This is a genomic window from Streptomyces sp. NPDC033177 (assembly GCF_055577715.1).
This window is the reverse complement of sequence record NZ_JBVIPS010000013.1, coordinates 213,394-227,567: the sequence shown is the minus strand read 5'-3', so window position 1 is coordinate 227,567 and position 14,174 is coordinate 213,394. Positions and strand designations below refer to the sequence as shown.

Sequence of the window (14,174 nt, the reverse complement as noted above, 5' to 3'; positions counted from 1 at the left end):
TTTTCCAGGCAGCACGGCCTGGATCCCTAGCGTGCCCAGTGACCGATCGGCCCCGCCTTCGTTCCCCCGTACGGGGGAGGCAAACTGATCTGAACCGAGGTGTACGTGATGGTGGCCCCGCCGGACAACGACGTGCTGTGGGCACGCGCCTTGCACGTCACACACAACGGCTCGCCCGCGCTCACCGGCGTATCACTCGGTGTCCGCGAGGGCGAGATCCTCGCCGTCACCGGCCCGCGCGGCAGCGGCAAGACGACACTTCTGCGCTGTCTCTCCGGCCAGCTCCTGCCCCAGCAGGGCGAGGTCTGGTTCAACAGCACGCCGGTGCACACGATGAGCCCGGTCATCCGCGAACGCCTGCGCCGCGACCGCTTCGGCTGGATCGACCCGGAGCCGCATCTCGTCCCCGAGCTCACCGCCCGGGAGAACGTCGCGCTGCCGCTGATGCTGCGCGGCTCGTCGCACCGGGCCTCCAAGGCCACGGCCCAGGAGTGGCTCGACCGCCTCGACATCGGTGACTGCGCCCGCAAGCGGCCGCACGCGCTGCTCCAGGCCCAGCGTCAGCGCATCGCCATCGCCCGTTCCCTGGTCACCATGCCGTCCGTGATCTTCGCCGACGAGCCGACGGCGCCGCTGTACCGCGCCGACCGCGCCCACGTCCTTCGTACGCTGACGACCGCGGCCCGCTCGCACGGCATCACGGTCGTCCTGGCCACGCACGACGCGGAGGTCGCCGCCCTCGCCGACCGGACGGTCACACTGCTCGACGGACGGCGCGTGAACACAGTGCATCTGCCGGGGGCGGGGGCGGTCGCTGCGGGGGACGCCGGGGATGCGGGTGACGCCGAGGGAGGCGGGCAGGCCAGGGATACGGGGGAAGCCGACGGAGGCGGGCGGGTCGGGGACGACGCGGGTGCCGAGGCAGGTGGGCAGGCCGGGGATGACGCGGGTGCCGAGACCGCCCCAGCTGCCTCCGCTTCCGCCTCCGCCGAAACCAAGTCCGACGACGCGGAAGGCCGGGCCGCGTGCTCGCTCTCCGTCTAGCCCGCGGGGCCCACCCCCTGGTCCAGCTGCGCAGGCTGCTCGTGGCCGCGGCCTCGGCCGGCACCGGCTTCCTGCTGCTGTGCACACTGGGGTACGCGATGGGCCACCCGAACGCGTCCGGCGGGGCCGTGCTGCGCCTCGCCTGGTGCGTCGCGCCGATCGCCGCCACCGTGTACTTCGCCGTCACCGTCGCACGCACCGACCCGGCGACCAAGCCGCGCTCGGGGCTCTCCGCGGTGGGGCTCGGACCGGCGAGGCTCACGGTGCTCGCCACGATCTCCACGGCCGTGGCGTGCACGCTCGGCTCGATGGTCGCGCTCCTGTTCTTCCTGCACCTGCGCGGCGACGTGTACGGCCTGCCGTTCGACGGCGCCGCGTCCGAACTGCTCGCCGCCGGGCAGCCGTTGCCCCTCGCCGCGGCCCTCACCCTGCTCGCCCTGGTGCCGCTGGCCGCCTCCGCCGCGAGCGCGGCCGCCCTGCGGCCCCGGACGGCCGAGCGCCGCGGCAAGCCGGGCACCGAGCGGAAGGAATCCGCGGACCCGGACGCACCCGTCGCCCCGCCGAGCGGGCTGCCGTGGGGCATCGCGCTCCTCGCGGTGGGCCTCGCCGTCGAGGCGTACGCGAGCCGCGCCCCCAGCACCTCGGACCTGACACTGCCGGGCGGTTTGACCGGCAGCCCCGCGGGGGTGCTCGCCGGTTGGGCGCTCACGGCGGTCGGCCTCGCCCTCGCGGGACCCGGCCTCACGTACCTGTGCGGGCGGATCCTGCAGGCGGCCAGGCCCGGGGCGATGCGGCTCCTGGCCGGGCGCGGTCTGCAGGAGGAGGCCCGGCGGATCGGGCGGCCGCTCGGGGTGCTCTGCGTGGTGGGCTCCGCGGCGTACGCGGCGCTCACGCTCTACTCCGGCGACCGGCCGAACGTCGGTCCACTGACCGCGCTCGGCTCGCTGCTCGTCGCGGGCTGCGCTGTCCTCACCCTGGCCACGGCCGCCGTCCAGGCCAAGCACGCCCGGTCCGAGACGACATCGGCGCTGCTGCAACTCGGGGCGCCGACATCGATGCTGCGCGGTACCGCCGTGCTGCGGGCGGGCGCGCTCGCGGCCGTGTTCGGGCCGCTGACCTGGATGGTCGCGCAGCTGGCGGCGCTGCCGCTCACAGGCTGAGTCGCCCTCGTCGAGCTCCCGGGAGAAAGTTCCGCGAGGGGCGATGAGTTCTGCGTCGAACGTGCGTCTACCTCTCCGTAAGCCACGGAACGCACGCGCCACGCAGAACGCGCGCAGCACTCACGCAGAACTCACGCAGAACTCACCGCATCGGGAGACACCTCATGTACCAGCAGATGATCTTCGTGAACCTCGCCGTGAACGACGTCGACGGCTCGAAGAGGTTCTTCACGGAGCTCGGCTACACGATCAACCCGCAGTTCACGACGGACGACTGCGCCTGCGTCGTGATCAGCGACACGATCGTCGCCATGCTGCTGAGCAAGAAGCACTACCAGCAGTTCACGGAGAAGCAGATCGCGGACTCACGGAAGACGAGCGAGACGCTGCTCTGCCTGAGCGCCGAGAGCCGCGAGAAGGTCGACGAGCTGGTCGACAAGGCCGTCGCGGCGGGTGCCACGGCGGGCAAGACGCAGGACTTCGGCATGATGTACGGCCGCGCCTTCGACGACCTGGACGGCCACACCTGGGAAATCATGTGGATGGACGAGTCAGAGGTCCAGGGCTGAGGTGCGGGGCTGAGGCGGGGTGCGGGGCTGAGGCCCGGAGTCCGGGCGGCGTCTCTAGCATGGCCGAATGCAGCCAACTCCCAAACCCGCGTCCGTGCCCGTGTCCGTGTCCGTGTCCGCAGCTTCCGTTGCCCGGGGGCCGTCACCCCGACTCCCCGGCGGCGACCGCGAGATCGAGTCGCTCGCGGAGTTCGACGAGATCGCCGCGGGCGGCTCGCTCGCCGGGTGCCGCGTCCAGGCAATAGACCTGATGGCACGTACGTCCGTGCTGCGGGCCTGCGACGCCACGGGCGCGGTGTTCCTCGGGTGCGCGATGGAGCAGAGCGCGGTGGACGCGATGCGGACCGCCGGGGCTCTGGTGTTCCCGCCCGTCCCCGGCCTGCCGTTCGACCCGTACCGTGGTCTCCTCTACACGCCGGACGAACTCTTCTCAGGACTGTCCGAGGGAGGGTACGAGGCGACTCCGGACGCCGGTGCGTACGCGTGGTTCCAGGAGACCAAGGCGGACGGCGACGTCTTCTCCTCGATGCTCCGGGCGATCCACGACGACTCGATCTCGGACGCCCTCGACGAACTGCTGGTCAGCGCGCGGGTGGTGGGCGTGATGGGCGGTCACGCGATGGCCCGTGGCACGGAGGCGTACGAGGGTGCCGCCCGGCTCGGCCGCTCGCTCGCGCGCGCCGGGTTCACGGTCGCCACCGGGGGTGGCCCCGGTGCGATGGAGGCGGCGAACCTGGGCGCGTACGCGTCCGTCTTCCGCGACGAGATGCTGGACGAGGCGCTCGAACTCCTCGCCAAGGCCCCGTCCTTCACCCCCTCGGTCAGCGAGTGGGCGAGGGCGGCCTTCGACGTCCGCGAGCGGTGGCCGTCCGGCGGCGCGTCGGTGGGTGTTCCCACGTGGTTCTACGGCCACGAGCCGCCGAACGCCTTCGCCACCCACCTGGCCAAGTACTTCGCCAACGCCACCCGCGAGGACGGCCTCCTGGCCCGCTCGAACGCGGGCGTGATCTTCCTGCCGGGCGCGGCCGGCACGCTCCAGGAAATCTTCGACGCGGCGACGCCGAACTATTACGAATCCCGCGGCGAACCAACCCCCATGATCCTGGTGAACCACACCCACTGGACAAGCACCCTCCCGGCCTGGCCCCTCCTCCAGGCACTGGCCCAAGGCCGCTCAATGGAACCAAGGATCGCCCTGGTGGACACCGTGGAGGAGGCCCCAGCAGCACTGGCGTCACTAACGACAGGCGGCTGAACCCCCTGAACGTCTAACCGACCAGCGGGCAATTCAGCCCGTCCGGCGCTTGAGGACGAGCGCGGCGAAGCCGGTGATCGCGGCAACCATGACCGGCGCGCGCACAAACGCCACCCGCCCCCCAAGGCCCCCGCGCCCAGCGGGTTTTCGGGAAGGGGCGGGGTTGGGGAAATCAACGCCCACCCCCGCGGCCCACCTCAGCCCACCCCTCAACCCAGCACCACAACGTCCCCCACCTCAAACACAACCCCCACCGTCTCCCCCACCCCAGGCGCATCCCGCAACGCACAGGCCGCCTCAAGCCGAGGCCCGCTCCGAGGCTCCAGATGGACGGCGACATGCGTACCCCGGAACGTCCGCGCCGTCACGACACACGGCAGCCCCTCATCGACGGGCACCAACCGCACCCCGGCCGGCCGCACCAGCAACCGGCACCGCCCACCCTCCGCACCCTCAAAATCCCCTGGCACCGGAACCTTGCCCCAGGCGGTGTCGGCCACCTCACCGGCCACCGTCGCGTCGACGACGTTGTCGAAGCCCAGAAACCGCGCCACGAACTCATCCGCAGGACGCTGCCAGACCTCAAGTGGCGTACCGGACTGGGCGATCCGCCCGTCCCGCATCACCACGACCCGGTCGGCCAGCGCGAACGCCTCGCCCTGATCATGCGTGACCGCAAGGACCGTCGTACCCAACTCGTCGAAGAGTTCCCGCAGTTCCACCACGAGTCGTTCCCGCAGCGAACGGTCGAGCTGCCCGAGCGGCTCGTCGAGCATCAGCAGCCGCGGCCTCGGCGCGAGAGCCCGCGCGAGGGCGACCCGCTGCTGCTCGCCGCCCGAGAGCGAGGCGACGGCCCGCCGCTGCGCCCCCGGCAACCCCACGAGTTCGAGCAACTCGGCCACGCGGTTCGCCTGTTCACCCCGCGAAGCCCCGTGCATCCGCAGCCCGAAGGCGACGTTGCCGGCCACGTCACGCTGCGGGAACAGCTGGTGGTCCTGGAACATCAGGCCGACCCCACGCTTGTGCGCGGGCACCCCCCGCTGGTCACGGCCGTCGAGCAGGACCTGCCCACCGTCGAGCTCCTGGAGCCCGGCCACCGCGCGCAGCAGCGTCGACTTGCCGCTGCCGCTCGGCCCGAGCACGCAGACGATCTCGTGCTCGTCGACCGCGAGACCGACACCGTCGAGCACGGCCCGCCCCCCGAACCGCACGGTCGCGTCCGCCAGCGTCAGCAACCCCGCACCCGCTCCTGCACCCACGCCCACGCCCACGTCCATCAGAACTCCCCAGTCGTCCGCTCGGTACGGAGCCGTTCGAGCAGCAGCAGCGACACCGCGCACACCACCATCAAGATCGTCGAAAGTGCCATCGCCTGCCCGTAGTTGAGCTCCCCGGCCCGCCCCAGGAGCCGCGCCACGGCGACCGGAAGCGTCGGGTTGTCCGGCCGCGCGATGAACACGGTCGCGCCGAACTCCCCGAGCGACACCGCGAAGGCGAACCCGGCGGCGATCAGCAGCGCCCGCCGCACCATCGGCAGGTCGACCTCACGCCACGCCCGCAGCGGCGAGGCCCCGAGCACGGCGGCGGCCTCACGCAGCCGTCCGTCCACCGCACGCAGGACGGGAAGCATGGTCCGTACGACGAAGGGCACGCCCACCAGGGCCTGCGCGAGCGGCACCAGGATCCACGTCGAGCGCAGGTCGAGCGGCGGCTTGTCCAGCGTGATCAGGAAACCGAAGCCGACCGTCACCGCGGACACCCCGAGCGGCAGCATCAGCAGCGCGTCGAAGCCGCGCACCAGGCGGCCCGCCTTCCGGGTGAGCGCCGCGGCGGCGAGCCCGCCGATCACCAGGGCGATGGCGGTGGCGGCGAGCGCGTACCGGAGCGAATTCCAGACGGCCTCGATCGGCGGGACGAGGAACGCCCCGCCCTCCGCCGACGTCAGCTCCCTGAAGTACGCGAAGCCGTAGCCGCCAGGACCGCTCAGCGACCGCTCGACCAGCACCCCGAGTGGCAGCAGGATCAGCACGGCGATCGTCAGCACGACCCCGCCGAGCAGGCTCCACTGCCCCGCGCCGCGCGGTCGGCGGGCCACGGCGGCGGCGTCGACCAACCGCAACGCGGTCTCGCGCCGGCGCACGGTCCACGCGTGCACGGCGAGGATCAGTCCGACCGCCGCGAACTGCACGATCGTCAGGACGGCAGCCGTCGACAGGTCAAGAAGCTGGGCGGTCTGCCGGTAGATCTCGACTTCGAGCGTCGAGTACGCGGGCCCGCCGAGGATCTGCACGACGCCGAAGGAGGTGAACGTGAAGAGGAAGACCATGAGGGACGCCGCGGCGACCGCGGGGCCGAGCGCGGGCAGTGTCACCGTCCGCCAGGCGGCCCACCGCGAGGCGCCGAGCATCCGCGCGGCCTCCTCCTGCCGGGGGTCGAGCTGCGACCAGAGCCCGCCCACGGTCCGTACGACGACGGCGTAATTGAAGAAGACGTGCGCGAGCAGAATGGCCCACACGGTCGTGTCGAGCCGTACGCCCCACATCTCGTCGAGCAGCCCGCCCCGGCCGAGCAACGCGAGGAACGCCGTCCCGACGACGACCGTCGGCAGCACGAACGGCACAGTGACGACCGCCCGCAGCACCTGCTTGCCCCTGAACTCGAAGCGCGCGAAGACATACGCGCCGGGGAGCGCGATCAGCAGCGTGAGCGCGGTCGAGGCGAGCGCCTGCCAGGTGGTGAACCACAGCACGTGCCGGACGTCGGACTGCCCGACGACGTCCGCGATCCGCCCGAACTGCCACTGACCGCCCACCTTCAGGCCGCGCGCGACGATCGCGGCGACCGGATAGGCGAAGAAGACAGCGAAGAAGGCGACGGGCGCGGCCATCAGGCCGAGCCGCGCCGCACTCCCCCGCGAGAGCCCTTGGCGGGGCTTGCCTACTTCAGTACGAGCGAGGTCCACGACTTGACCCACTGCTCACGGTTGTCGGCGATCTTCTTCGGGTCCATGGTGTGCGGATCGTCGATCTTCACCCCGTGCTTGACGAACAGCTCGGGCAGCTCGACGTTCTCCCGCACCGGGTTCACGAACATGTTCAGCGGCATGTCGCCCTGGAACTTCTCACCGATCAGGAAGTCGAGGAGGGCCTTGCCGCCCTTCTCGTTCTTGGCGTTGCTGAGCAGCCCGGCGTACTCGACCTGCCGGAAGCAGGTGCCCTTCGCGACGCCGGTCGGCGCCTCCTTGGGCTGCGGCTTGGCGTAGAGCACCTCGACGGGCGGCGAGGAGGCGTAGGAGACGACGAGCGGCCGGTCGCCCTTGGCCTTCTTGCCGCCGGCGGACCCGGAGAACTCCTCGTTGTAGGCCTGCTCCCAGCCGTCGACGACCTTGACTCCGTTGGCCCTGAGCTTCTTCCAGTAGCCCTGCCATCCGTCGTCGCCGTACTGAGCGGCGGTGCCGAGCAGGAAACCGAGACCGGGAGAGGAAGTCGCGGCGTTCTCCGTCACCAGCAAATTCTTGTAGGCGGGCTTGGTCAGGTCCGCGAAGGACTTCGGCGGCGCCAGCTTCTTGTCGGCGAAGTACTTCTTGTCGTAGTTGACGCAGATGTCGCCGCTGTCGACGGGTGTGACGCGGTGCTTGTCCCCGTCGACCCGGAACTCCGACCCGACCTTCTCCGAGCCCTTGGCCTCGTACGACTGGAAGAGGCCGTTGTCGAGCGCGCGCGAGAGCAGGGTGTTGTCGACGCCGAAGAAGACGTCTCCCTGCGGGTTGTCCTTCGACAGGATCGCCTTGTTCACGGCGGCGCCCGCGTCCCCGTCCTTGAGGACGTTGACCTTGTACCCGGAGCTCTTCTCGAACGCCTTCAATACGTCCTTGGAGACGTTGAAGGAGTCGTGGCTGACGAGCGTGACGCTCTTGGAGCCGGCGGCGTCGTCGCCGCTGTCGGACGAGCTGCCGCACGCGGAGAGCGCGACGAGCCCGATGGCCGCCGCGACCGCGGTGACCGTGACCTTCTTGCTGGTGCTCACTGAGTTCATTCCTCCTGGAGTGACCAGGAAGAGACGCGGCCCTGCCCACGGACCGGAGGGCCCGCGGGCAGGGCGCAACAGCTTGAGTGATGTCCGAACTTCCTACCCGGAATGACCCGGGCAAGGTTCAGAGGGTCTGCGGCCAACCTGTCCTTGGCTGCCGCACTCTCAGCGCTGTGGCGCTCCCCTGTCGGAATATGAAGATGCGTTCCGGCTATGAAGTTGGCTGTGAAGTTGTGTTCCGGCCAGACTAACGCTCGGCCGCGGCGAGCTGACCGCACGCCCCGTCGATCTCCTGGCCACGGGTGTCACGAACCGTGACAGGTACCCCATGAGCGGCGATGGCGTTCACGAAGGCCTTCTCGTCCTCGGGCCGCGATGCCGTCCACTTCGAGCCCGGCGTCGGGTTCAGCGGGATCAGGTTCACGTGGACGGGCTTGTTCTTGAGCAGCCGCCCGAGCCGGTCACCGCGCCAGGCGTGGTCGTTGATGTCCCGGATCAGCGCGTACTCGATGGAGAGGCGGCGCCCCGACTTGGCGGCGTACTCCCAACCCGCCTCGAGCACCTCGCGCACGTTCCACCGCGTATTGACGGGTACGAGGGTGTCGCGGAGCTCGTCGTCGGGCGCGTGCAGCGAGATGGCGAGGCGGCACTTGAAGCCCTCGTCGGCGAACCGGTGGATGGCGGGCACGAGCCCGACGGTCGACACGGTGATGCCGCGCTGCGAGAGCCCGACACCGTCCGGCTCGGGATCGGTGAGCCTGCGAATCGCCCCGGTGACGCGGTTGTAGTTGGCGAGCGGCTCGCCCATGCCCATGAAGACGATGTTGGAGAGTCGCGCGGGCCCACCCGGGATCTCCCCGTCCCGGAGCGCACGCATCCCATCGACGATCTGATGCACGATCTCGGCGGTCGACAGATTCCGGTCGAGACCGGCCTGCCCCGTCGCGCAGAACGGGCAGTTCATCCCGCACCCGGCCTGCGACGAGATGCACATCGTCACGCGGTCCGGGTAGCGCATGAGCACGGACTCGACGAGCGTGCCGTCGAACAGCCGCCACAGCGTCTTGCGGGTGGTGTCGTCGTCACAGCTGATGTGCCGCACCACGGACATCAGCTCGGGAAGCAGCGCCTCCTGGAGCTTCGTGCGCGAACCGGCGGGAATGTCGGTCCACTGCTCCGGGTCGTGCGCGTACCGCGCGAAGTAGTGCTGCGAGAGCTGCTTGGCGCGAAACGGTTTCTCGCCGACGGCGGCAACGGCTTCCTTGCGCTCGGCAGGCGTGAGGTCAGCGAGATGCCGCGGCGGCTTCTTGGCCCCACGGGGCGCGACAAAGGTGAGTTCTCCGGGTACAGGCATGGTCCATCCAGTGTCGCAGACATACGGCAAGGGGCCCGCCGCCCTGTGGACGACGAGCCCCTGGCGTACGAAGACGCAGGTCAGCCGGATCCTACGAAGATCACGAGCAGCAGCCAGACCACCGGTGCGGTCGGCAGCAGGGAGTCGAGGCGGTCCATGATGCCGCCGTGGCCCGGCAGCAGCGTGCCCATGTCCTTGATGCCGAGGTCACGCTTGATCATGGATTCGCCGAGGTCACCGAGCGTCGCGCTCGCGGCGACGGCGAGGCCGATGAGCAGGCCCTGCCACCACGTGCCGCCGTCGATCAGGAACTCCATGCACAGCGCACCCCCCGCCATCGCGAACGTGACCGCTCCGACCAGGCCCTCGCGGGTCTTGCCGGGGCTGATGCGCGGGGCGAGCTTGTGCTTGCCGAAGCGCCAGCCGATCGCGTACGCCCCGGTGTCGCTGACCACGGTCAGGAGCAGGAACGTGAGCACCCGCATCGCGCCGTCGTCCGCGGTGAGCATCATCGCCACGAAGGTGGCGAGGAACGGGACGTAGAACGCCGCGAAGACGCCCGCCGTGACGTCCTTCAGATAGCCCTCGGGCGGTTCGGTCATCCGCCAGACGAGCACCGCGAGCGCGGTAAGCGCCATGGCGACCCAGGCACCCTCGGGTCCGCGGACGTATCCGGCGACGACCATCGCGGCGCCGCCCACCGCCAGCGGGACCAGCGGCGCCTTGATCTCCTTGCGCTCCTGGAGCCGCGAGGTGAGTTCCCAGAGACCGACCACGACGGCGACCGCTATGACGCCGATGAAGACGGCCTTCACGATGAAGAGCGACGCGACGATCACCGCGCCGAGCCCCACGCCGACTCCTATGGCCGCCCCGAGATCACGGCCCGCGCTCTTCTTCGGCGCTTGGGGCGCCTTGGGCGCTCGAGGTGCTCGCGGCGCCTCAGGGGCGGGCTGTGATGCGCTGGGCATGGGCTCCCGGGGTACTTCAGGCATGTCAGGCACGATGGGCATGGGCTGCGTCTCTGCTGGATACAGGGCGTCATGCGCATCGTACGCGGGACCTGCCGGGGCAGCCCCTTGAGCAGGGCCCTGGTCGGGCGGCCCCCAGTACCCGGCTCTGGGAGGCGCCCCCCAGGAAGAGTCGTTCACGGATCGGATTCCTCAGTCCTCAGACCACGAGCCCTCAGACCTCGAGCAGCTCGGCTTCCTTGTGCTTGAGCAGCTCGTCCACCTGTGCGACGTACTTCGCGGTGGTGTCGTCGAGCTCCTTCTCCGCGCGACGGCCCTCGTCCTCGCCGATGTCGCCGTCCTTGACCGCCTTGTCGATCGCTTCCTTGGCCTTGCGGCGGATGGAGCGGATCGAGATCTTGGAGTCCTCGGCCTTGGTCTTGGCGACCTTGATGTACTCCTTGCGGCGGTCCTGCGTCAGCTCGGGGAACGTCACCCGGATGATGTTTCCGTCATTGCTGGGGTTGACGCCGAGGTCGGAGTCGCGGATCGCCTGCTCGATGTTGCGCAGCGCGCTCTTGTCGAACGGGGTCACCACGGCCATCCGCGGCTCGGGCACCGAGAACGAGGCCAGCTGATTGATCGGCGTAAGGGCGCCGTAGTAGTCGGCCACGATCTTGTTGAACATCGCCGGGTGCGCACGGCCTGTGCGAATCGCGGCGAAGTCCTCCTTGGCGACCACGACGGCCTTCTCCATCTTCTCCTCGGCCTCGAGGAGGGTCTCTTCGATCACCACTTGCTCCTGCGTGTTGTGAGTGGGCTGGGGGCGCCCCCACACGGTGAAGTAGGGGGAGTCCATGGGGTGTCGGCTGCGTCGCGTCTCTTTCCCTGCACCGTGTCCGACCGGCAGGGCTTTGTCCATCCCTCGTGGCCCTCGGGGGCGTCCGCGGGATCAGGCGCGGGTGCCCTCGTCGCCCACGAGTGTGCCGATCTTCTCACCCTTGACGGCACGGGCGATATTGCCGGAGGAGAGCAGCTCGAAGACCAGGATGGGCAGCTTGTTGTCGCGGCACAGCGTGATCGCGGTCATGTCGGCGACCTTCAGGTCGCGGGTGATGACCTCGCCGTAGCCGAGCGCGTCGTACTTCACCGCGTCCGGGTTGGTCTTGGGGTCGGAGTCGTAGACACCGTCGACGCCGTTCTTGCCCATGAGCAGGGCCTCGGCGTCGATCTCCAGGGCGCGCTGCGCCGCGGTGGTGTCGGTGGAGAAGTACGGCATGCCCATGCCGGCGCCGAAGATGACCACACGGCCCTTCTCCAGGTGCCGGACGGCGCGCAGCGGGATGTACGGCTCCGCGACCTGGCCCATCGTGATGGCGGTCTGCACGCGGCACTCGATGCCTTCCTTCTCCAGGAAGTCCTGGAGGGCAAGGCAGTTCATGACCGTGCCGAGCATGCCCATGTAGTCGGAGCGGGCGCGGTCCATGCCGCGCTGCTGCAGCTCCGCGCCGCGGAAGAAGTTGCCGCCGCCGATGACGGCCGCGATCTGGGCGCCGTCCCGGACGACCGCGGCGATCTCCTTGGCGATCGCGTGCACCACATCGGGGTCGACGCCAAGGCCGCCCCCGCCGGCGAACGCCTCACCGGAGAGCTTCAGCAGGAAACGACCGGGGACTTTATCGTCGCCGCTGTTTGTGTCGGCCTTGGTGGTCATGGAGTTCTCGCTTCTTTTTGCTCGGCGCACATACGAAGAAGGCCACTGCCGGTGGGGTGTCGTTCGCATCCCATGCTCGGCAATGGCCTCCTCGTCAGATCCTGCGGTCGTACGTCGCGTACGCGTGGGTACGCGGGCGACCGCTGTCGACCCTAGCGGGGTCTACCGTCGATCGCGGTACGGACTCAGATGCCGACCTTGATGCGCGAGAAGCGCTTCAGGGTGACACCGGCCTCGTCCAGGACCTTCTGGACGGACTTCTTGTTGTCGAGCGCGTACGGCTGACCGAGGAGGGTGGCCTCCTTGAAGAAGCCGTTGACGCGACCCTCGACGATCTTGGGCAGCGCGGCCTCGGGCTTGCCCTCGGCGCGGGTGGTCTCCTCGGCGACGCGGCGCTCGGACTCGACGACCTCGGCCGGGACGTCCTCGCGGGAGAGGTACTTCGGCGCGAAGGCGGCGATGTGCTGGGCGATGCCCTTGGCCAGGTCGGCGTCGGCCTTGTCCAGCTCGACCAGAACACCGATCTGCGGGGGCAGGTCGGGCATGGTGCGGTGCATGTACGCGGTGACGTACGTGCCCGCGAACTGGGCGAAACGGTCCAGGACGATCTTCTCGCCGAGGTTGGCGTTGGCCTCGTCGACGTACGCCTGGACGGTCTTGCCGGCCTCGATCTCGGAGGCGAGCAGCGCGGCGATGTCGGCGGGCGACGTCTTGGCGATGTGCGCGGCCAGCGAGTTCGCGACGGCCTGGAACTTCTCGCCCTTGGCGACGAAGTCCGTCTCGCACTTCAGCTCGACGATCACGCCGGAGGTGTTGTCGTCGGCGATGAGGGAGACCACGGCGCCGTTCTCGGCGGAGCGGCCCTCGCGCTTGGCGACGCCCTTCTGGCCCTTGATGCGCAGGGCTTCGACGGCCTTGTCGACGCTGCCGTCGGCCTCGTCGAGCGCCTTCTTGCAGTCCATCATGCCGGCGCCCGTGAGCTCACGGAGCTTCTTGACGTCAGCGGCGGTGTAGTTCGCCATGATCTTGAAATTCTCTTTCGGAGGTCTGAAAGATCTACGGGTGAACGGCGGGGGCCTGATGGGCCCCCGCCGTCAACTACCGAACCTGTGAAGGTCAGGCCTGCTCGGTCTCCGCGGCGGGGGCCTCGGCGGCAGCAACCTCGGCGGGGGCCTCGGCCTGCTCGGCGTCGGCGGCCTTCTCCGTCTCGGCGGACTTCTGAACCTCGGCCTCGGCCTCGGCGGCCTTCGGCTCGTCGGCCTTGGGCTCGTCAGCCTTCTTGTCACCCTCGAGCAGGTCGCGCTCCCACTCGGCGAGCGGCTCGCCGGCGGTCTTCTCGCCCGGCTTCTGGTCGCCGGTGGCGACGCCGGAACGGGCGATGAGGCCCTCGGCGACGGCGTCGGCGATCACGCGGGTGAGCAGGGTGACGGAGCGGATCGCGTCGTCGTTGCCCGGGATCTTGTAGTCGACCTCGTCGGGGTCACAGTTGGTGTCGAGGATGGCGACGACCGGGATGTTGAGCTTCCGGGCCTCGCCGACCGCGATGTGCTCCTTCTTGGTGTCCACGATCCAGACGGCGCTGGGCACCTTGGACATCTCGCGGATACCGCCGAGGGTCTTCTCCAGCTTGGCCTTCTCGCGGGAGAGGACGAGCAGCTCCTTCTTGGTGAGGCCGGACGCGGCCACATCCTCGAAGTCGATCTGCTCGAGCTCCTTCAGGCGCTGCAGGCGCTTGTAGACGGTCGAGAAGTTGGTGAGCATGCCGCCCAGCCAGCGCTGGTTCACGTAGGGCATGCCGACGCGGGTCGCCTGCTCGGCGATGGCCTCCTGCGCCTGCTTCTTCGTGCCGACGAACATGACCGTGCCGCCGTGGGCGACGGTCTCCTTGACGAACTCGTAGGCGCGGTCGATGTACGACAGCGACTGGAGCAGGTCGATGATGTAGATGCCGTTGCGCTCCGTGAAGATGAAGCGCTTCATCTTCGGGTTCCAACGACGGGTCTGGTGACCGAAGTGGACGCCGCTTTCCAGCAGCTCCCGCATCGTGACGACGGCCATGGCCGTACTCCTAGGTGTTCTCGGTTGTGCCGCGTCCGCCG

Annotated in this window: 13 protein-coding genes; 4 read left to right on the top strand and 9 right to left on the bottom strand. The window is 69.6% G+C overall.

Going from position 1 to position 14,174, the window contains the following annotated elements; all coding sequences use genetic code 11:
• Positions 1-108: 108 nt before the first annotated feature.
• The 4 genes from ACZ5U5_RS37545 to ACZ5U5_RS37530 all read left to right on the top strand — a co-directional run bounded on the left by ACZ5U5_RS37545 (position 109) and on the right by ACZ5U5_RS37530 (position 4,028).
• Positions 109-1,044, top strand: coding sequence for an ABC transporter ATP-binding protein (locus ACZ5U5_RS37545; protein ID WP_469030906.1), 936 nt, complete (start codon positions 109-111; stop codon positions 1,042-1,044).
• A complete protein-coding gene (locus tag ACZ5U5_RS37540) occupies positions 1,026-2,204 on the top strand; it encodes a hypothetical protein (protein ID WP_469030904.1) in 1,179 nt (392 codons plus the stop codon). The genes ACZ5U5_RS37545 and ACZ5U5_RS37540 overlap by 19 nt, the downstream gene beginning before the upstream one ends.
• Positions 2,205-2,368: 164 nt before the next feature.
• A complete protein-coding gene (locus tag ACZ5U5_RS37535; RefSeq protein WP_469030903.1) occupies positions 2,369-2,773 on the top strand; it encodes a VOC family protein in 405 nt (134 codons plus the stop codon).
• Positions 2,774-2,840: 67 nt separating this feature from the next.
• Positions 2,841-4,028 carry an LOG family protein gene (locus ACZ5U5_RS37530; RefSeq protein ID WP_469030902.1) on the top strand — a complete coding sequence of 396 codons (1,188 nt, stop codon included), beginning with the start codon at positions 2,841-2,843 and terminating at the stop codon, positions 4,026-4,028.
• Positions 4,029-4,237: 209 nt separating this feature from the next.
• On the opposite strand, the gene ACZ5U5_RS37525 is transcribed toward ACZ5U5_RS37530, so the two are convergent.
• From ACZ5U5_RS37525 to rpsB, 9 genes are all read right to left on the bottom strand, one after another.
• Positions 4,238-5,305 carry an ABC transporter ATP-binding protein gene (locus ACZ5U5_RS37525; RefSeq protein ID WP_469030900.1) on the bottom strand — a complete coding sequence of 356 codons (1,068 nt, stop codon included), beginning with the start codon at positions 5,303-5,305 and terminating at the stop codon, positions 4,238-4,240.
• Entirely contained in the window at positions 5,305-6,990 is a 1,686-nt protein-coding gene (locus ACZ5U5_RS37520) for an ABC transporter permease (RefSeq protein ID WP_469030898.1), read from the bottom strand. The genes ACZ5U5_RS37525 and ACZ5U5_RS37520 overlap by 1 nt, the downstream gene beginning before the upstream one ends.
• Positions 6,966-8,063, bottom strand: coding sequence for a thiamine ABC transporter substrate-binding protein (locus tag ACZ5U5_RS37515; protein ID WP_469030896.1), 1,098 nt, complete (start codon positions 8,061-8,063; stop codon positions 6,966-6,968). Before ACZ5U5_RS37515 ends, ACZ5U5_RS37520 begins: the two co-directional genes overlap by 25 nt.
• 241 nt (positions 8,064-8,304) lie before the next feature.
• A complete protein-coding gene (rlmN, locus tag ACZ5U5_RS37510; RefSeq protein WP_469030895.1) occupies positions 8,305-9,411 on the bottom strand; it encodes a dual-specificity RNA methyltransferase RlmN in 1,107 nt (368 codons plus the stop codon).
• An 80-nt stretch (positions 9,412-9,491) separates the two neighbouring features.
• On the bottom strand, positions 9,492-10,562 hold the full coding sequence (locus ACZ5U5_RS37505; protein WP_469030894.1) for a phosphatidate cytidylyltransferase: 1,071 nt from the start codon (positions 10,560-10,562) through the stop codon (positions 9,492-9,494).
• A gap of 34 nt (positions 10,563-10,596) precedes the next feature.
• Entirely contained in the window at positions 10,597-11,154 is a 558-nt protein-coding gene (gene frr, locus ACZ5U5_RS37500) for a ribosome recycling factor (protein ID WP_469030892.1), read from the bottom strand.
• Between the two features lie 159 nt (positions 11,155-11,313).
• Positions 11,314-12,075, bottom strand: coding sequence for a UMP kinase (gene pyrH, locus ACZ5U5_RS37495; RefSeq protein WP_367045221.1), 762 nt, complete (start codon positions 12,073-12,075; stop codon positions 11,314-11,316).
• A 185-nt stretch (positions 12,076-12,260) separates the two neighbouring features.
• Positions 12,261-13,097: a translation elongation factor Ts gene (tsf, locus tag ACZ5U5_RS37490; protein WP_365824119.1), complete on the bottom strand. Its 837-nt coding sequence runs from the start codon at positions 13,095-13,097 to the stop codon at positions 12,261-12,263.
• Between the two features lie 94 nt (positions 13,098-13,191).
• Positions 13,192-14,133, bottom strand: a complete 942-nt coding sequence (gene rpsB, locus ACZ5U5_RS37485) for a 30S ribosomal protein S2 (RefSeq protein ID WP_469030891.1) — start codon at positions 14,131-14,133, stop codon at positions 13,192-13,194.
• Positions 14,134-14,174: the final 41 nt, after the last annotated feature.